We start from the raw sequence: 19,388 nt of genomic DNA on the forward strand, positions 1-19,388 counted from the left end.
GATCATAACCGAAAGGTCAGCATTGACTTCATGTGCCATGATACTTATCTGATCCATCCCGCCAGAAGCCATACTGAGTAGTGAGGTAGCCGCCGAAAGGGAGAACATCATTATTCTCCTGCCAGAGCAGCGGTGGAAGGCTTGGGTTCTTTGAACATTACATAGTACATCAACGATGCAATAACGTATAGACAGCCTGTGATGCTGAATGTGATCGCGTAACCCCAGTACGTTCCGTACGTGGTGACCAGATAGGATTGAACAGGTCCCATGGTAGCCCAACCAATCATGAACGAGGTCTGCATCAGTGAATTGGCAATCCCGCGGCGTTTGTCGGAGATTCGATCCACCAGTATGGCGGAGTGAATGGGATTGGCTGCATTCATCAGAGCTTGTCTGAATAAGAAACTCAGCGAAGCGATAAACAACAGATTGGTGAAGCCTGTTAATAGAAGGAAGGGCAGCGACATGACCTGGAAAATGACAACGGCTCGTACGCTCCCGACTTTTGCCGCGAGGGTAGGACCAATCAGCATGGATACAATCGTCATAATCTGGCCGAGTGCAATCAGCAAGCTCATGCCGCTTAGAGAAACCGAAAATCGATTGGTGAAATACAGATTCAGATACGGTACAACCAGTCCTGAACCTAATCCGATTAATAACTGGGTTACTACAAACTGACCAATCAGTCGGGAATCCTTTTTCTTAGTGATTAAATCATTCTGGTTTGAGGTATTTGAGGTACCTATTGCACGATCTTTGAGATCTGTGTCTGATTGTAGAGCAGGTTGTGCAGGTGTTGTCGTCTGCGGAGTGGCCTTATCTTCAGTTACAAATAACAGTGGAATAAACGCAGCAAGCGTTGCTGCACCACCGACAAATAAAACTGTCTGTAATCCGGTCACTTTGGCGAGTCCTGCCGTATGTAGCAAATCTGCGAATACGCCGCCACCCAGGCTACCAAGAACCTGGGAAGCCAGCACAAGGGATGAATAATAACTGAACATCTTCAGCCGCTGGCTTTTCTTGACGTTTTCCGCCAGATAAGGAATGGCCAGTACTTGGAATACACCAGCGAAAAGGCCGGAGAACACCGCGAACCAGATCAGTCCAGTAGCTGAATAATCAAAGGAGCGCCCGATCAAAAAGATTCCGCTGAATAACGCCCCGGTAATGAGCAGCCGCTTGCGGCTAAACAGATCGCCGCATAGACCGATAGGAACAAACATAATGGCTGTTGCGAGTGATTGAATACTTACAATCTGGCCGTTCATTGTATCATTATAGCCCAGACCCTGAATGTACAGATTGTACAAGACAGAGAACATGCCATTTCCGATCTGATACAGAATGCTTGCCAGGAAAAAAAGTTGAATATTGCGGGACCAGCCGCGAATTTCAGCATGAATCTGTCGTAAAACTCTCAAGTGGTTCCCCCCAGTCTGACTGTGCAGTGATTCCAGTTTAACAGGAAAGGGGAATTTGCGGAAGAATTGACCACTGTTTATTTTGGTTCAGGGGCATCCATTACACGAGCGATGACGAATCCATCGTAACCTTTGCTACCGACCGTTTGCAGGGCTGTAGCTTCAAGCCGGGGGTGATCACCGATCAATTGAAGGAATGATCGAACGCCTTGAACTCTCGGGTCTGTGCTGTCTGCGCGAATCACTTCACCGTCCCTGACGATATTATCACCAATAATTAGACTCCCCGGACGAGTCAGTCGAAGGGCCCATCTCAGATAATCGGGATTACTGGGTTTGTCAGCATCAATAAAGATCATATCAAACGGCTCCCTGTATTCTTCCTGAACATCGGGAAGGGTGGTCAGGGCAGGACCAACTCTCAGGTCAACCTTATGCAGAAGTCCTGCACGTGCAAGATTGGCTCGTGCCAAGTCCGCATGGCGTGGTTCGGATTCCAGTGAGACGATGTGTCCATGTTCAGGCAGGGCTCTTGCCATCCAGATGGTACTGTATCCACCCAATGTGCCGATTTCAAGCACTCGGGTTGCTCCTTGGATTTGAAGCAGAAGTTGAAGTAGCTTCCCTTGATTTGGTGTTACGTCATGAGCGGGTAATCCAGCTTCGGCATTGGTTTGCAGTGTAAGTTCCAGCAGGGCATCCGAGGGAATCAGTAGATCATTCATGTAGTCGTCGACTTGAGTCCAGGTATGCTGTAGGTCGGTCGTATTTATATTTTTCATCTTCACATGTTCCTTTCCATGTATCTTGTATTTGATTTCATAATTCAACTATAGATGGAATAGAAGTATAAATAAAATATATATTATGTATGTTAATATAACTTTAGATTATATATTAGACGTGGAAGAGGTGTAGCACATGAATCTGCATGGATTACGATTATTTCATGCCATCGTGAGATATGGTGGGGTCACTCGTGCCGCAGAAGAACTTAATATTAGTCAACCGGCGGTATCTTCCCAGGTGAAGAAGTTTGAGCGTGAACTGGGAATCCAGCTTTTTGCTTCAGAGGGAAGAAGGTTGGTGCTCACGGATGCCGGGATGCAGTTAACAGGTTATGCCGAGCGTCTGTTCATGCTGGAGCAGGATGTCGAGAATTTTGTGCAGGATTTTCGGGAGGGCAAGAAAGGGCTCATACGTCTTACGGCAACCTACTTACCTTCGAATTTTCTGCTGCCAGCCTGGATTGCGCGATTCAAGCAGATGCACGAGGATGTGGAACTGGTTGTGAGCACAACGAATACCCAGATGGCTTTTGACCAATTGCTTCGCTACGAGGCAGAGATTGCGGTGTATGGTGGAAGTGGAATCACACATGCGGGTGTCCAATGGGACGAATTGTTTGAGGATGAGATGTGGTTTGTTGTTCATCCCGACCATCCTTATGCAGGCAAAGAAATCGAGCTGCATGAGATGGTGGCAGAACCCTTCATCATGCGTGAAGAAGGCAGTGCCACGCGTGAGCGACTGGTTTCCCTTTGCACAACAAATAACCTGGCCGCTCCCCGCATTGCGCTTCAGTTCAACGGGCTGAACGAAACGATCAGTGCAGTGAAGGCAGGTTATGGAGCCAACTTTATATCTTCTTTGGTTGTGAAGGAAGATGTGCAGCAAGGCAGGCTGGCCCGTGTGTACGTTCGAGGTGTACAGCTGAGAAATACGGTTGCCGTATGTACACGAGCGGGGGAAGTATTGTCGCCTGCTGCACAGCATCTCGTCAAGCTAATCCGCCAAGAGGCGTCGTTGATGAAATAAAAAGTGCGATTGTACTTAAAGTACATAGGTTGCTTTTTCGGCTATTAGCCTTCGCTTTGATGTGAACTTCCCCATGCATGTAATCGGGCATACAGGGTTACACCGCCAATGGTCAGCACAGGAATCCAGACTGCGATCATCGGCACACGGTGGAACAGCAATGCGGCAACAATGACGCCGACCAGATAGATTACAACAGCACCTGCACGAAGATAGGAATCTGTAGACAGGGCTTTGACCAGCGATCGGATATTGACATGTCGCAGTCTTCTAAGAATGCTTACGGTATCTTCTACCACGGCGGCCAGATTATTGGTGAGCACGGTTGTTGAGATACCAGCAATTCCAATGCGGCGCGCCGCAGTCGTTTGCATACCCATTGCAATGGCTAGTATGACAATCAACAGATAGGATAGTTGTTCTGAGTATGGACTAATCATGGCGATTGCGAACAGAAGGAGCAATATGCTCTCAACAGTGAATACGGAAGTGACCCGAGAAGACCAGCCATTTTTGGTATGCACATGCCCGATCATGTGTGCGGCAATGGCATTGCCAGCAATAAAGCCGATGAGAGCTAGGAGCGAACGCAGCACGACAAATTCCTGAGCACGGGCAATGGCAATACCCAATAGTACAATATTCCCCGTCATATTGGCTGTGAGCACGTGTCCCAGTCCTAGATATCCAATCAGATCAACCATCCCCGCACACATACATAGAAGGAGCATCGCGTACTTTTGGAGGGTGTTTTGATTCATCATATCCGTCCTTTCAAAAAAACGTAACCCCTCCAGTATACAGCCATATCGCGTGATTCTTCAAAATGAAATTCATGGCTCAGGACTATGGCGCCGCAAGCCAGTCAAACATATTATTCACTGCTGACTCGTGTATTCTCTGGTGAAAATGGTGGTCCTGTCCGCCGTAGGCGTGAAATGTAACGTTAGCGCCCCGACGCTTCAGCCAGTGGTACATCCGGGTGCCATGACTGTAATTCACCTGCGTATCCGATGTGCCGTGCATGATCAGCACGGGGCAGGATAGTTTGTTTGCATTCGACAAAGGGGAACGGGCAAGATATGCTTCCGGAACCGTACGGGGGGAACCACCGAGCACCCTTTTCAATGTACGTCTCAGGTCGGTTCGTTCATGATACGTGCGTTCCACATCGGCGACACCGCTCCATAGGACTAACTTATGTACTTTGTCTGGCCCATCATTATAGGCAGTTGCTGTATGTACCGCATTAATGGCTCCACGGGAGAATCCCATCAGCGATATCCGAGTCGGGTCGGCAAAAGGCAAACGTTGCACCAACCGGTAAGCGGCATGCACATCTTCTGCATCTCTTCCGCCATACTCGTCACACCCCTCACCGCCTTCGTTGCCACGATAGGATGGAGCGAACACGATATAACCTTTCTGTACAAATTGCTCAAGCCAAACGGTATTTACCCCGCCATAGCTGCCAAGTCCGCCGCGACAATAGATCAGCACAGGCCACTGTTCCTGTGTGGGAGTGATATCATGCATTCTTACAGCAGGGTAGTGGCTGGCGAGTGGTTGCAGATGTAGAGACTTTTCAATGGAAACGAAGTCCGGTAAGCTAGAGTAGCCAGAGAAGGGATGAGAAATTTCGTATGCTGTGAGAGCAGATAACGAACAGCCGTGTGGCAAAAATAAATAGGCTTTAACCCGAAGCATATCGGACGAGTACGTCACTTGATAGAGCAGGGAAATCAACTTCTTTCATCGGTAATGGAGAGCCAAATGATAGGGATGTTTCTATATGATGCGCGTAAAATAAGTTCCCATACCTTCCAGGCTAAATCACCAGCCCGAATGTGAGAAATTCGTTTATTGGCTCCATATGATTTATAATGGTTCAGAAGACATGTGGATTGCCCGCTGTCCTCCTATTTATAAAACTAACTTTAGTGTGCAGAAAGAAAGGAAGAAAACCATAATGAACGCCCCACATCCAATCGATCAATTCAAGAAATTCAAATATGAAATTACGAGATTTATGATGATTTATAAATTTGCTCTGGATCAAATGGAGACCAAGATTGAAGTACTGAAGGAAGAATTCCAGTCGCTGCATGATTACAGTCCAATTGAGCATACGAAGTCCAGACTGAAGTCACCTGAGAGCATTATGAACAAGATGTTTCGCAAAAATCATGAGTTAACGTTTGAGAGTATCAAGCAAAATATCAAGGATATCGCCGGAGTACGAATTACATGTTCCTTTATCTCGGATATCTATCGCATTAAGGATATGCTGTGTAACCAGAGTGACCTGCGTGTAATGGAGGTCAAAGACTACATCGAGAATCCGAAGCCAAACGGCTACCAAAGTCTTCACCTTCTGGTGGAAGTGCCTGTGTACATGTCCAATGGTGAGGAACGAGCTTGTGTGGAGATCCAGATCCGTACAATCGCGATGGATTTCTGGGCGAGTCTGGAACATAAGATTTTTTATAAATACAATAAGGATGTTCCCGAGCATTTGACCAGGGAACTCAAAAGTGCGGCAGATTCTGCGAATGCACTGGATCAACAGATGGAGCGACTTCACCGGGAAATTCAGGAGATCAAGGATGCTGAGAACGAGCGGGATGAAGAAGAGCTGCGCCGTATTATTATTAACAATCAACAGTTCACACTGCCATCCAACTTGCTCAAGTTGCTAGGTAGCGGGGAGTAGTACTCGATGAAAAGCACAATAGCTTCATTGAACACGAACTCTACGTCTCGTGTGCGGATGGCTTTAATTCTGGGGACGTTGTCGGCCTTCGGGCCGTTGTCCCTGGATATGTATTTGCCCTCATTGCCTACGCTGGCCGATGAGTTCGGGTCATCTACTTCGTATGCTCAGCTCAGTCTGACGGCGTGTATGATTGGACTTGCGGTGGGACAGTTGCTTGCCGGACCTCTAAGTGATGTACGTGGTCGGCGAACACCGCTCATTGCAGGTCTTGTGCTCTATACCATCGCTTCCATACTCTGCCTGGTCAGCCCCACGATGGGCTCTTTTGTTGTGCTACGATTCATTCAGGGGGTGGCCGGAGCGGCCGGGATTGTAATCTCGCGTGCGATTGTCAGAGACGTATACTCGGGTCCGGAACTGACACGATTCTTCTCCCTGTTAATGCTGATTAACGGCGTAGCCCCGATTGCTGCACCGATCATTGGCGGACAATTGTTGACGTATACCTCGTGGCGCGGTGTATTTATTTTGCTCAGCCTCATAGGTATATTGACGCTGTTTGCTGTCATTTTCGGTCTTGGAGAGACATTGCCATCCAGCCGCAGATCAAGGGGGGGACTGAAGCAGACCTTGATCACGTTTCGCCAAATCGCCGGGGATCGCCAGTTTATGGGTTATGCGTTAACCCAGGGGTTTGTAGCCGCTGGCATGTTTGCCTACATCTCAGGTTCGCCGTTTGTGCTTCAGAAGATATACGGGGTATCCCCGCAAATGTTCAGTGTCTGCTTCGCCATTAATGGGCTAGGCATTATTCTGGCCAGTCAGATTGCCGGCAGACTTGCAGGAAAGGTATCGGAGACTCGCCTGTTAATCGCAGGGCTGCTAACCGCAGCGGTGGGAGGAACCTCACTGCTCATTGCCATTCTGGCTGGAGGAAATCTGATCTCTGTGCTGATTCCGTTATTTCTGGTGGTATCCAGTGTCGGGCTGGTGAATACCGCTTCCTTCGCCCTGGCTATGGCCAATCAGGAGAAGTCGGCAGGCAGTGCGTCTGCGCTTATTGGAGTGATGACGTTCCTGTTCGGAGGTATTGTCGCTCCGCTTGTAGGCCTCGGAGGAGAAGGTACAGCTGTGCCGATGGGAATTGTTATCGCGTGTGCTGATCTCGGTGCCTTGGTGATTTACTTCCTAATGGTCAGTAGAGGCAGGAAGCGTCAGCACGATCAGGCATTGAGTTGAATGTACTGATTCTGAACGTCAGGTTAAAAGAACGAAAAAAGAGCCCCGCTTGGCAGGAATCATGCTTCCAAGTGGGGCTCTTGCTGTAAGTAAGGACAGGATTAGCAGAGCGCGAACAAAATTTGTGTATTCAACAAAATACCTGGCGTAAGGAATGGATAGAAATACCCGACCACAAAACCAAACAGATTAATAGCAGGCCACATCAGGTAGACATCATTGTAAGTGAACACAAGAGACCATCGGTTGTAGCAAAAGTTGGGCAGTGCACGTTCTTCGTTATCCCGAGGCGCCGCTGCACCAGTCTGTGCAAATTGTACAGCTTGAGTCAGACTTTGCGGCTGTTGCTGGAGGAAGAGCGGGAGCAGACCTGGGCTGCTTTTGATCAGGTTATACAGAAAAAGCATCTCTGCCGGAGGCTGACCTACCGGACGAGGATATGCACTAAGCAGGGTGGGCAGATTGCCTTGTGTCAGTTGTGCAGGTACGCCCGGTGCTGTCCCCGGGATTGTACCCGGTATGCCTCCAGGGAAATATGGACCTGTTCCGCCGCCTGGAATGAATGGAGGATAGGAACCTTGACCGCCAGGTATACCAGGAAACGTCGGACCACCCGGTGTGCCGCCACCTCCACCACCTGGGAACAGTGGGGGCAGTTGAAATGAACGGTCTTCCCCATAACTTAGATAAGGGTTATATACGTAACTCATGTACAGAACATCCTTCCTGTCATCGTATTCTGCATTCAGCATATGGCGGCATCCGCCCATTGGTGAATCCGACCAAGAGGATTTTATATGATCCGCTCAGGACATAATCGAATTGACAACTGGAATGATAACAATTATCATTGTCAATGGAATTGGCAAATGTACATACGGATATTATATGTATCAATTATAGTATCAATATTTTTGAACGTTGATATCTGTCACAATAACGCCGAATAAGGTTTTCATAACGAAATGAAAGGGGTTAACTCACGTGTTTAAGAGAAATAGCAAGATGATCATGCTTCTAATTACGGTGATGGTCATGTCCATCTGGTTGGCAGCGTGTGGAACGAAGCCAGCAGAGAATGGAGCAGCAGGAGAGAGCGACACAGCAACGGAGACAGAGACGCAAACAGAAGCCGCCACAGAGCGCACATTAACAGATGCAATGGGACACGAAGTAATTATCCCGGCTAATCCGGAGCGTATCATCGCTTCTTATCTGGAAGACAATCTGGTAACACTCGGTGTTAAGCCAGTTGCCCAATGGTCTGTAGCCAACGGAATTCAGGAATATCTACAAAAAGATCTGAATGGTATTCCCACGATTGCCTTCGATCTGCCTTTCGAAGCGGTAACCAGCTTTAACCCAGATCTGATTATTATCGGTTCCGAAAGTGTGGTTGAAGGTGAGAAATACGAACAGTACAGTAAGATTGCACCTACTTACGTACTCGGCGATGAGATTAATAGCGACTGGCGCAAAACGCAGCTGAAAATCGGTGAGATTTTGAATAAGAGTGCCGAAGCACAAAAAGCGCTGGATGATTACGAAGTTAAAGCTACAGAAATCAAGGAAAAAATCAACAACGTTACAGGTGGAACGAAATCGGCAGCGGCCATTTGGTTGGTTAGCGGCAAGTTTTTCATCGTAAGTGACAATGTATCGAGTGGAGAAGTGATGTACAAAGAACTTGGACTTGTAGAGCCTGAAGTTGTAAAAGAAATCTCTGCCAATGCGACAGGTAACTGGTCTTCCATCTCAATGGAGAAATTGGCGGAAATGGATGTAGACTACTTGTTCTTTGTGAATAGTGATGAAGGTACAGGGTCAGAAGCACTGAAAGATCCGGTATGGCAAAGCATTCCGGCTGTGAAAAATGGTAATTTGTTCGAATTTACCCGTTCCAGCAGCTGGTTGTATAGTGGAGTTCAAGCGAATCTTCAAATTATGGAAGACATTCAGAACAGCATCGTTAAATAAGAAATAGCATGTTCAAACTCCTTGGTGCAATGGGTACCAGGGAGTTTTTTTTTTTTTGTCAATTTAGCATTTTACGATATATAATAAGAAGTAGAATCTTGACGTGTCATGAAGTAGAATTGTCATTTTCTTCACGAGCAGGGAAGGGGATATTTACATATGTATACATTGGATCCACGTGAAATAACGGGAAGAGACAACTATAAACTGATGAGTGGTTCGGTGGTGCCACGTCCAATTGCTTTTGTGACGACACTTTCAGATGAGAATGGTGTAATTAATGCAGCGCCTTTCAGTTTCTTCAATGTAGTTAGTTCGGACCCGCCGCTGTTATCCATATCCATTGCACGCAAGGACGGCGTTATGAAAGATACTGCACGCAATGTGCTTGCTCATAAGGAACTGGTCGTGCATATATGTGATGAAGCAATTATACCCGAAGTGAATGAAACAGCAGCCATACTTGAACCCCATGAAAGTGAGCTTGAGCGGACAAAACTGACTACCGTGCCAAGTACAAAAGTCTCGGTTCCGGGAATACAGCAAGCACTTATTCGAATGGAATGCGAACTGTATCAGCATATTCCCATCACGAACGATGATGGCAAACCCGCGAGCGACTTACTGCTGGTACGCATTGTGCAGTACCATTTCAGCGAACAAGTCTATAACCCTGATAAGGGCTATATCCTGATGGATCATTTGAAACCGGTCAGTCGACTGGCGGGTAATGATTATGCCAAGCTTGGCGAACGTTTCACCGTAATTCGGCCTGAATAGTTCTAACAGATCGTATATCTGACACATGAATGGCTTTAACCCTATAGATAAGGCGGACAGCACGTGCGTAACTCGCATATGTGGTCCGCCTTTGCTTGTTAATATGAACATAAACAGGACAGGGAGTGAATAGACTTGTACTATATCCTGCACATTTCATATGAACCTATTATATATAGGTTGTTTAAAAACCTACTTTTGAACACGTGCGATATAGGGGGTTAAGCCGATGAACCAGTTTGAGGGAACTACAGGGGCAAGTATTATGGGAATCGGAACGGCGTGGCCAGCCCACCGTATTGAGCAAAAGGATGTATCTGCCCGTCTCGCGCAAGCGCTGGAACATGAGCCAGATGCGAGAAGGTGGGCCAAACGAATCTTTAATCAGTGCGGTGTAGAGACTCGTTATACAAGTGAACCGAATCTGCTTGAACCTGTGGATGCTTGCCGATATTTACCCTTTACCACTGCGGAGGAGGTTCCGACTACATCCGAGCGTATGGGTAAATACAAAGCGGCTGCTGTTCCACTTGGTCTGGAGGCGGCTGGACAGGCCCTTCAGGATGCAGACGTATCCTCCTCGGAAATTACACATCTCATTACGGTTAGCTGCACGGGGCAATTCCTGCCCGGACTTGATGTTCGGCTGATCCAGCAGCTTGAACTGTCACCGCAGATCAACCGGATTCCACTGGTGTTTCAAGGATGTGCAGCCGGTCTGAAGGCGATACAACTGGCCAATTCCATTGTAACGACAGATCAGGAGGCGACAGTTCTCATCGTGTGTGTGGAGCTGTGCACGCTTCACTTCCAGCCATCTGCCAAACGGGACGACCTGTATGCTGCATCTTTCTTCGGAGACGGCGCCTCTGCGTGCGTAATTGGCGCGTCCGGAACAGACCGTAATGTATGTTTTCGACTGGGCCGTGGATACTCGACGCTGCTCCCGGACTGTGCAGAAGAGATGATCTGGGAAGTGGGCAATACAGGCTTTGATCTCTATCTGTCACCACAGATTCCAAAGCTGCTCGGCTTGCATCTCGGGCCAGAGGTAGAACGGTTACTGGAGGGAAGTGCTTTACCGGAAATATGGGCGATCCATCCGGGAGGCAGAGGCATTGTGGATGCCGTTCAGAAGTTGTATCAGTTGACGGATGAGCAGGTCTCCTACAGTCGAAACATCCTGCGGGATTATGGCAACTTGTCGTCCGTGACGATTCTGTTTGTTCTTCAAGCCATCCGTGAGGATTACAGACAGAAAGAAGATTCTTCCAGCGGGATAGCGCTGGCCTTTGGCCCGGGACTGACAGCAGAATTACTTCCTTTTACATACATCCCTGCCCCCATAGCGAACAGAACACCTGTGGATCATGGCATCCAATAAGTCGCGAATCAAGTAACTGAATGGCCAATCTGATCGCAGAGGAGCTTAGGTATGTGTTATCGCAGACTTGCTGTCCTCATTAGCCGATATCCGCGGTTCATTATTCTCTGCTGGATATTTATCATCGGGATGTCAGCGGTCTGGGCGTGGAAGTTGCCTGACATTGTTCAGGATCACGGATTGAAACGGGTTTACGGGGATGCGCAAGCAGTTGAGCTTGTTCTGGAGGACGAATTCGGTTCTCCTGCTGATCCGGTTATTCTGGTTTTTGAGAAAAAGGAAAATACCTCGCCATTAGAGTTCCGGCAGTGGATCAGGGATCGTCTGACACAGGTTCAAGTGTTGCCCGCGGTAACCTCTATTACATCCTCTCTTGATGCTAGGAAAGGGATGATGCTGCAAGACAATAAGGCTTATGCCCTTGTGAAGATGGATGTGCCCGCGCATCAGATGGGTCCTCTGCTGGAGCAGTTGCGCGCCGAGCTGGCAACAGACGGTCCAGGTACGGTCCAATTGACGGGAAAGGCGGTCGTGCAGCAGGATGTGAACCATCTGAGCTTTCGTGACCTGGAACGGGCAGAGATGGTGGGACTGCCGATTGCCCTGATCATTTTGTGCTTCGCATTCTGGGGACTATATGCCGCATGGATTGCTGTCATGATGGGGATTAGTGCTGTGATTACGGCTATGGGAGTCACTTCTCTCCTTGGTTATCATCTGGAACTGTCCAACTTTATCATTAACGTAATTCCTATGGTGGGCATGGCACTTAGTTTAGACTTTGCTCTGATCATCCTGAGCAGGTACAGGGAAGAACTTCAGCGGGCCTATGAAGATGAAGGAGAAGCTAACGTTATGGGCAGCAGTCTGGATATGCAGAGCGAGGTTCTGCGAAGCGAGATCCTTCAGCGAACACTGTGTACAGCAGGCAGAGCGGCGTTGTTCTCGGCAGCTTGCGTGCTCCTTGGACTGCTGGGTCTGCTTTGGATCAGACTACCGATGTTTCTGAGCGTATCCTTGGGGGCCATTATCGTGCTGCTTCTATCGCTACTGTTAAACGTAACGTTGCTGCCAGCCCTGCTGTCTCTCTCTGCGGTTCGGGTCTTCAGTCGAAAGTCAGTCCATTCGTTATCCAGACGCTCGGTCTGGTATACATGGTCTGCAATGGTCATGAAACGACCAGTCCGAATGGCGATCGGAGGCACGGTTATGCTGCTCCTGTGTGTCTATCCAGTGACCCGACTGGAGCTGTCCATCCCGGATGCCTCTTCGCTGCCAGAGAGAATGGAGTCCCGTCAGGCAGCAGAACAGTTGCAGCATGATTTTGGTCAAAAGAATACCTCCACCATCGAGATGGTGATTGGCGGACAGCAGCAGGCTTTGACTGCCTCTCACTGGCAGATGGCCCATAACAAAGTACGCCAACTTCTACAGGACTCCAATGTCGTGAGCATTAATTCACCATGGGGACTGTTACAGCCGGATCAAAATAACGTGCAAAGCCAAACCCTTTTTCGAATTCCACTGTCGTCGCTCACTTCTTCCATAGAAGGCAAGGAGTCAACAAGGACGGCATGGCTGCGTTCAACTGTCTCTGATCATTCGATTCGATTAATAGCCACCGTACGAGGAGAGCCTGGTTCGGAACAAGTTGCAGACTGGCTGGAACGAATGAGCAACAACGATTACGCGCTGGGTTCCAAAGACGTAAAACTTCGTTATGGCGGTGAAGCAGTCAAGCAACATGAAATTATGCAGGAAGTCACGCAGCAACTGCCCAAAGTGCTGGTATTTGTAGTGGTATCCAATTATGTTGTGCTGTTGGCAGCATTTCGATCTCTGCTCATTCCAATCAAGGCCATTCTGATGAATCTGCTCAGCTTAGCCGCTTCATTTGGCATATTGGTGTGGGTATTTAATGAGGGACATCTCGGGATGGAGCCGTCAGCCATTGCCATTATGATTCCGGTATTCATTGCGGGACTCGTGTTCGGCATATCCATGGATTATGGTGTGTTTATGCTGAGCCGTATTCAGGAAGTCTATAGACGAACCGGAGACAGTGATGTGGCTGTCCAACAGGGATTGGCTTCTACGGGTCGTCTGGTTACCTCTGCAGCGGCCATTCTGCTTGCGGTGACCGTACCGTTTGCTTTTGCTGAAGTTGCAGGAGTGAGACAGTTGGGGATCGGGATAACCGCCGCAGTATTAATTGACGTTACACTGGTCCGTCTAATACTGGTACCTTCCCTGATGAAGTTAATGGGCAGATGGAACTGGTGGTTGCCGGGTCAGATCAAATGAAGGATATTTCCGAAACCTGTCATCAGGTTGGAGATATCCTTTTTTTGGCTAGCAATCGTGTGATTCCATTCAAAACAGGCAAACATGTTCAATTCATAAGTGACATAGATGTTCTATAATAGACTGGATTAATCGAATATTTCGGTCGGTCGATCATCTAAGTTATCCTAGGAAAAACAGGAGGACACAGGCCTATGTCGGATATTGAAGCCTACCTGCAACAACAAACCAATCTTCGTGGTCGTTCCGCTTATCATGCAGATCAACCCCTTGAGTTATGGCGCAGTCAGTTGCGTACACGTGTAAAAGAACGGCTGGGCGATTTTCCAACGATGCCAGCAGCACTCAATCCTGTATTACTGGAGCGCACTACATGTGACGGCTATATCCGTGAGCGGGTGGAGATCACGACCTATGCAGGACTTCGCATGCCTGTATATGTGTTGATTCCAAGTAATATAAGCGTTACCGATGCGAAGAGACCTGCTATCGTAGCATGTCACGGGCACGGGTATGGCAGCCGGGAGATCTCTGGTATGGAACCGGATGGTTCACCACGGACAGGAGAGCCTGGATTACACAAGGATTTTGCAGTTGCCCTTGTGAAGCGGGGATATGTGGTCGCTGCTCCAGAGCTGCTCGGATTTGGTGATCGAAGACTGGAAGAAGATCGCGAAGCACCTTCAGGTGCAAGTTCCTGTACGAAAATTGCTGCGCATCTGCTCATGGTGGGGCAGACCCTTGCCGGGCATCGGGTGTATGAAACAACACGTGTACTGGATTATGTATTGACCCGGCCTGAAGTGGATTCACAGCGAATCGGAAGTATGGGCATTTCGGGCGGTGGACTGGTTACCGCATTTACAGCTGCGCTGGATGAACGTTTCCGTGCAGTTGTAGTGAGTGGTTATGCAAGTACATTCCATGGCAGCATACTGGATCGGAACCATTGTCTGGACAACTATGTGCCAGGAATTCTGCGTGAAGCGGATTTGCCGGACATCATCGGTCTGATTGTCCCTAGGCCACTTTTTATTGAAGCCGGAAGTGATGACCAGGTATTTCCGCTCCATGCAGCAAGAGAGGCCTATAAGCGATTGACACATATCTATGAACAGGCGGGAGCAAAGGAATCACTGGATGCGGATTTCTTTACAGGTGGACATGAGATTAGCGGAGCGAAGGCCTATAACTGGCTTGATCAAGTTCTGTGAAGCTGAGGCTTATTACCATCTATATAAGTTGAACTAATCATTTACACGATAACGGAGAAGATAGAAAAAACCTGAAAAAGCGAAGCTACAAGCTTTCTGCAAGAAAGCTACTTCGAAAGCATACGCTATCACCGGATTTTCCCTTGAGAAAAGGGAATCAAAAAATCTGGGGATAACAGCGATTGGAAGGTTATTCTGTCTTCGTAGTGTCTGTGTAAATAATTTTTAGTTCAACTAATATAATTCTGATTCGAGAGGGGAATTCAGTAATGAAATGGTCAACATCCGTAAAATATCTACTTTGTCTTATGCTGTTTGCAAGTACGATCGGGGGAGGTCTGGGAAGCAGCGGGGGGCAGGTCGCTGAGGCTGCAACGGACAACTACAGATTTGATTTTGGCTTGGGTCCAGTTGAGAGCGGTTACACAGGTGTGTCCGCAGGAGATGCCTATACGCCTACGAAAGGCTATGGTTTCAACACACCTGCCAATATGCGAAATGTGTCTGCCTCCGGAAGCGGAGTGATGAGTGACGCTGTACAGTTCCTGACGTTTGGTACGAAGAGCACCAATACTTTCAATGTGAATCTGTCCAATGGGCTCTATGAGGTCAAAGTGGTTCTGGGCAATACAGCCAGAGCGAGTGTGGCGGCAGAAGGTGTATACCAGATCATCAATATGACGGGCAACGGAGCGACGGATCAGTTCCAGATTCCGGTGACTGACGGGCAATTAAACCTGCTGGTTACGGAAGGGAAGACAGGTACCGCGTTCACACTTAGTGCTCTCGAAATCCGAAAAATATCCAATCAGGCCATGACCAACCGCACGATTTATATTGGTGGCGATTCAACAGTCTGCAATTACTATCCGCTTGGCAGCAGTGTACAAGGAGGTTGGGGACAGCTGTTTCCGTCCTATGTGAACAATGCTACGTTTCAGGTTCGCAATATGGCGGCAAGTGGTCAGTTTGCCAGAGGTTTCCGTGATGATGGTCAGATGGAGGCAATTCTGAAGTATATCAAGCCGGGTGATTATTTTATTTTGCAATTCGGAATTAACGATACCAATGCCAAGAACAATACAACGGAGGCTCAGTTCAAAGAGATTATGCGAGATATGGTTCGCCAGGCGAAGAATAAAGGAGCAACGGTCATCCTCTCCACGCCTCAGGGCCGGGCAACGGACTTTAATTCAGCCAATGTACATCAAGCGGAGAACCGCTGGTACAATCAATCAACCCGTGCACTGGCTCAGGAAGAGGGGGTTACGCTGGTTGAACTGAACAAGTTGAGTTCTGCCTATTTCACATCTATTGGTCCGGCGGCAACACTCGCTCTGTATATGACAGGGGATAGTCTGCATCCGAATCGTCAAGGGGCTGCGGAGCTTGCACGTATTGTGGCTGCGGATCTGAGAAGACAGGGACTGAATGGATTCTGACTATGCTACTTAATTTGTCTGCATAATCAGTGTTTGAAATGATCCCCGTGTATGAAAAATAACAAATACCCCCGGGACATACCGCGAAACGAGCGGTTGATCCTCGGGGGTATTTATGCATAGGCCTAGGATTACTCCATCATGTCCTTGGCTTCATGGTTCACCTTTTTACCCTTTAACAAGGGTTCCAGTTCATCTTGAACGCTCTGCTCCCACAGCGGTACATCTGTGCGATAGGCAGCCCGACCATTCAGATGTCCGGCGACTGGAGCCGTAATGAATACAAACAGGATACCTAACAACAAGCGGGCACTGATATAGTTGTCGAAGTACCAAAAGAAGAAAAATGTAGCGCTTAGTACACAGAACACACCAAGCGTCATACTTTTGGTTGCGGCATGGGCACGAAGATATACATCAGGCAGACGAATAAGTCCGAATGCACTGAGTGCACTGAGTAGTGCACCGAGCAGTACAAGTAGACCTATAGCTGTTTCAGCAGCTACATTAACGATCTCCATCATTTTTGAATACCGCCCCCCGTTCAATATAACGTGCAAATGCCACCGTACTTAGAAAAGCCAGAATGCCAATTAGCAAGATGATATCCAGATAGGCTTGGGTCTGCAGCATCATCGACAGAACGGCAACGATGGCAATTACATTGATGCCGATGGTATCCAGTGCCGTGATCCGGTCAGCCATAGATGGTCCCCGGAGCACTCTGTACAAGCAACCCAGAATGGCTAAGGAGAGAATAAGCAACGAGATAAACAACAGTGAGGATAACATTAACGTGTCACCTCCATAATTGCTTTTTCGAATGTGTTTTGGATATCATCTCTCATTTTTTGTTCATCCTTGATATCCAGGGCGTGAATAAAAAGTTTGCGTTGGTTACCTGAAATCTCAAGTGGCAGAGTACCTGGTGTCAATGAGATGAGCAGACAGAGCAGGGTGACCTCCCAATCCGATGACAATTGAGTCTTATACGTGAAAATACCTGGCCTTATATCAAGCTCGGGCTTGATGATCTGGCGAATAACATCAACGCTGGCCCGCATCAGTTCCTTGAATAGCAGTATCATCAGTTTGAAGATGGCCCAGACTCGCACAATGTAGAAGCGCTGGGGGAAGAATCTGCGCATCCCCCCGATGAGAAGCAGACCGAGCAGGTAACCTGTGAGAAAACCAACACCATTCCAGGCATTGTTCAGAAACATCCATACAAAGGCAATGATAAGATTCAGTACAATCTGAAAGGCCATAGACATCTACTCCTTCAATACGGCATCAATATAAATATGGGGATGCAGTAGAATATCGCCTGCGCGGGAGGTCAATTGGAACATGCCTTCGGCCCCCACACCCATTACGATGATGAATACAAACAGAATTCCGGCAGGGATCAGCAAGCCGTTCACCGCGTAAGGACGGCTAGCAACCCCTGCAGGTGGTTCGCCCCAGAAAGCCTGTATGAAGATTCGCAGTACCGAATATAACATCAGCAAGCTGGACAGTACGGCAATGCCGGTAAGGCCATACAAGCCTGCCTGCAAGCCGCCTTCGAAGAGAAGCAACTTGCCTGGAAAACCACTGAATGGCGGCAAGCCTGCCAAGGCAAGTGCGCTAATGAAGAACATCCAGCCGAGCAGCGGATAGCGGTGGATCAGTCCACCCATATTATCGAGTTTGGATGTCCCGGCAACAGCAATCAAGGCGCCGCCGAGCAGGAAGAGCAAGGTTTTAATCAACATATCATGCAGCATATAGAAGAGCAGACCTTCCAGGGCAGGACGACTGGCCGAGGCCATACCAAAAGCGACAAAGCCTACACCTGCGACCACGTTGTAGATGAGAATCTTGTTCACGTCGCGGTATGAGATCGCACCGATGACACCAAGGACCATCGTTGCACCAGCCATCCATCCGATCAGTGCATGGAAGAAATCCGGATCATGATAGAAGATTAGTGTGAATGTTCGCACAATGGCGTACAGGCCAACCTTGGTCAACAACCCTGCGAACAGCGCAGTGACGACAGCGGGTGGTGCAGCATAAGAGCCGGATAACCAGAAGAACAGGAACAGTCCGGCCTTGATGCTAAATACGATCAGGAAGAGTACGGCAATCAGGGTAATGACCCCGCTCTGTCCCACTTCAGCAATTTTTACAGACAAATCTGCCATGTTCAGTGTGCCAGTAATGGAGTAGAGGAAACCGATGGAAGCGACAAATAGTGCTGAAGAAACGATGTTAATCAAGACATATTTGATCGTTTCTCGAAGCTGTCTTTCCGTACCTCCCAATACGATCAGTGCATAGGAAGAGATGAGCATCAGTTCAAAGCTGACGAACAAATTGAACAAATCTCCGGTTAGGAATGAACCGTTAACTCCGGCGATCAGGAAATGAAAGAACGGATAGAAGTGATGCTCTTCCCGTTCCTTGTTCACACTGCGGAACGCATACAGCAGACAGGCCAGCGCAATGATAGAAGCGGCAACAACGAGCAACGCCGAGACCATGTCCGCAACAAGCACAATACCATATGGAGGTGCCCATCCTCCCATATTCAGCGTTAGAACTCCGCTTTGAGCTACTCGCGTTATAAGTATCGTTGAGACCGCTGCGGTGAACAAAAGTCCGATGACACTAATGATCCGCTGGATGTTCGTTTTCCGGAAAAACAGAAGGGCCAGAACACCTGTAATCAATGGCAAGAGAATCGGCAGAACCACGAGATTATTCATATGGGCGCCCCCTTACTTCTTCCATATCGTCTGTTCTCAGCTTCAGATAGGAACGATAGGAGAGAACGAAGAAGAATGCAGTGAGCCCGAAATTAATAACAATCGATGTTAATATCAATGCCTGAGGAAGAGGGTCGACATAGCGTTCAGCCATCTCCCCAAGCAGCGGTGGTGACCCGGTTTTGAGACGTGACATGGTGATCAACAACAGATGCACGCCATGGGTCAGTATGGACATGCCAAGAACGATGCGGAGCAGGCTCCGCGACAAGATTAAAAAGACGGCAACCGCAAACAGAATGCCAACGGCCACACACATCAATATTTCCAT

Annotated in this window: 19 protein-coding genes; 9 read left to right on the plus strand and 10 right to left on the minus strand. The window is 48.3% G+C overall.

The genetic code is table 11. The features are described 5' to 3' along the window. Positions 1-110 precede the first annotated feature (110 nt). Positions 111-1,430 (minus strand): MFS transporter, encoded by a 1,320-nt coding sequence (locus AC1S8V_RS12715; protein WP_482073883.1) that lies wholly within the window; start codon positions 1,428-1,430, stop codon positions 111-113. 77 nt (positions 1,431-1,507) lie between these two features. Beyond that, complete coding sequence (locus tag AC1S8V_RS12720; protein WP_482073884.1) at positions 1,508-2,212, minus strand: O-methyltransferase; 705 nt, start codon at positions 2,210-2,212, stop codon at positions 1,508-1,510. Between the two features lie 139 nt (positions 2,213-2,351). Between AC1S8V_RS12720 and AC1S8V_RS12725 the strand changes: the two genes are divergently transcribed. Then, positions 2,352-3,248 carry a LysR family transcriptional regulator gene (locus tag AC1S8V_RS12725; RefSeq protein WP_482073885.1) on the plus strand — a complete coding sequence of 299 codons (897 nt, stop codon included), beginning with the start codon at positions 2,352-2,354 and terminating at the stop codon, positions 3,246-3,248. A gap of 44 nt (positions 3,249-3,292) precedes the next feature. On the opposite strand, the gene AC1S8V_RS12730 is transcribed toward AC1S8V_RS12725, so the two are convergent. Both AC1S8V_RS12730 and AC1S8V_RS12735 read right to left on the minus strand, forming a co-directional pair. Further along, positions 3,293-4,012 (minus strand): YoaK family protein, encoded by a 720-nt coding sequence (locus AC1S8V_RS12730; protein WP_482073886.1) that lies wholly within the window; start codon positions 4,010-4,012, stop codon positions 3,293-3,295. An 82-nt stretch (positions 4,013-4,094) separates the two neighbouring features. Next, positions 4,095-4,973 (minus strand): alpha/beta hydrolase family protein, encoded by an 879-nt coding sequence (locus AC1S8V_RS12735; protein WP_482073887.1) that lies wholly within the window; start codon positions 4,971-4,973, stop codon positions 4,095-4,097. Positions 4,974-5,217: 244 nt separating this feature from the next. On the opposite strand from AC1S8V_RS12735, the gene AC1S8V_RS12740 reads away from it, so the two are divergent. Beyond that, the gene (locus tag AC1S8V_RS12740) at positions 5,218-5,961 is read left to right on the plus strand and encodes a GTP pyrophosphokinase (RefSeq protein ID WP_482073888.1); all 744 of its coding nucleotides are present in this window, start codon (positions 5,218-5,220) and stop codon (positions 5,959-5,961) included. 6 nt (positions 5,962-5,967) lie between these two features. Then, entirely contained in the window at positions 5,968-7,203 is a 1,236-nt protein-coding gene (locus tag AC1S8V_RS12745; protein ID WP_482073889.1) for a multidrug effflux MFS transporter, read from the plus strand. 101 nt (positions 7,204-7,304) lie between these two features. Here AC1S8V_RS12745 and AC1S8V_RS12750 read toward each other — a convergent pair whose 3' ends face one another. Beyond that, positions 7,305-7,913: a hypothetical protein gene (locus AC1S8V_RS12750; RefSeq protein ID WP_482073890.1), complete on the minus strand. Its 609-nt coding sequence runs from the start codon at positions 7,911-7,913 to the stop codon at positions 7,305-7,307. Between the two features lie 274 nt (positions 7,914-8,187). Here AC1S8V_RS12750 and AC1S8V_RS12755 point away from each other — a divergent pair, with 274 nt between their 5' ends. The 6 genes from AC1S8V_RS12755 to AC1S8V_RS12780 all read left to right on the plus strand — a co-directional run bounded on the left by AC1S8V_RS12755 (position 8,188) and on the right by AC1S8V_RS12780 (position 16,304). Continuing rightward, complete coding sequence (locus AC1S8V_RS12755) at positions 8,188-9,180, plus strand: iron-hydroxamate ABC transporter substrate-binding protein (RefSeq protein ID WP_482073891.1); 993 nt, start codon at positions 8,188-8,190, stop codon at positions 9,178-9,180. Between the two features lie 159 nt (positions 9,181-9,339). Next, complete coding sequence (locus AC1S8V_RS12760) at positions 9,340-9,960, plus strand: flavin reductase family protein (RefSeq protein WP_482073892.1); 621 nt, start codon at positions 9,340-9,342, stop codon at positions 9,958-9,960. 229 nt (positions 9,961-10,189) lie between these two features. Then, positions 10,190-11,344: a type III polyketide synthase gene (locus AC1S8V_RS12765; RefSeq protein ID WP_482073893.1), complete on the plus strand. Its 1,155-nt coding sequence runs from the start codon at positions 10,190-10,192 to the stop codon at positions 11,342-11,344. 51 nt (positions 11,345-11,395) lie between these two features. Beyond that, positions 11,396-13,648 (plus strand): MMPL family transporter, encoded by a 2,253-nt coding sequence (locus AC1S8V_RS12770; protein WP_482073894.1) that lies wholly within the window; start codon positions 11,396-11,398, stop codon positions 13,646-13,648. A 194-nt stretch (positions 13,649-13,842) separates the two neighbouring features. Further along, positions 13,843-14,862 carry an alpha/beta hydrolase family protein gene (locus AC1S8V_RS12775; protein ID WP_482073895.1) on the plus strand — a complete coding sequence of 340 codons (1,020 nt, stop codon included), beginning with the start codon at positions 13,843-13,845 and terminating at the stop codon, positions 14,860-14,862. A 269-nt stretch (positions 14,863-15,131) separates the two neighbouring features. Beyond that, a complete protein-coding gene (locus AC1S8V_RS12780) occupies positions 15,132-16,304 on the plus strand; it encodes a rhamnogalacturonan acetylesterase (RefSeq protein WP_482073896.1) in 1,173 nt (390 codons plus the stop codon). Between the two features lie 131 nt (positions 16,305-16,435). On the opposite strand, the gene mnhG is transcribed toward AC1S8V_RS12780, so the two are convergent. The 5 genes from mnhG to AC1S8V_RS12805 are packed head-to-tail and all read right to left on the minus strand — an operon-like array spanning position 16,436 to position 19,388. Continuing rightward, complete coding sequence (gene mnhG / locus AC1S8V_RS12785; RefSeq protein ID WP_169481694.1) at positions 16,436-16,828, minus strand: monovalent cation/H(+) antiporter subunit G; 393 nt, start codon at positions 16,826-16,828, stop codon at positions 16,436-16,438. Next, positions 16,812-17,096, minus strand: coding sequence for a Na(+)/H(+) antiporter subunit F1 (locus tag AC1S8V_RS12790; RefSeq protein WP_017688855.1), 285 nt, complete (start codon positions 17,094-17,096; stop codon positions 16,812-16,814). The genes mnhG and AC1S8V_RS12790 overlap by 17 nt, the downstream gene beginning before the upstream one ends. Continuing rightward, positions 17,096-17,572 (minus strand): Na+/H+ antiporter subunit E, encoded by a 477-nt coding sequence (locus tag AC1S8V_RS12795; protein WP_482073897.1) that lies wholly within the window; start codon positions 17,570-17,572, stop codon positions 17,096-17,098. The genes AC1S8V_RS12790 and AC1S8V_RS12795 overlap by 1 nt, the downstream gene beginning before the upstream one ends. 6 nt (positions 17,573-17,578) lie before the next feature. Continuing rightward, positions 17,579-19,057, minus strand: a complete 1,479-nt coding sequence (locus tag AC1S8V_RS12800; protein ID WP_482073898.1) for a Na+/H+ antiporter subunit D — start codon at positions 19,055-19,057, stop codon at positions 17,579-17,581. Beyond that, positions 19,050-19,388, minus strand: coding sequence for a Na(+)/H(+) antiporter subunit C (locus tag AC1S8V_RS12805; protein ID WP_062834059.1), 339 nt, complete (start codon positions 19,386-19,388; stop codon positions 19,050-19,052). Before AC1S8V_RS12805 ends, AC1S8V_RS12800 begins: the two co-directional genes overlap by 8 nt.

It is taken from the genome of Paenibacillus sp. B46(2026) (assembly GCF_056786355.1).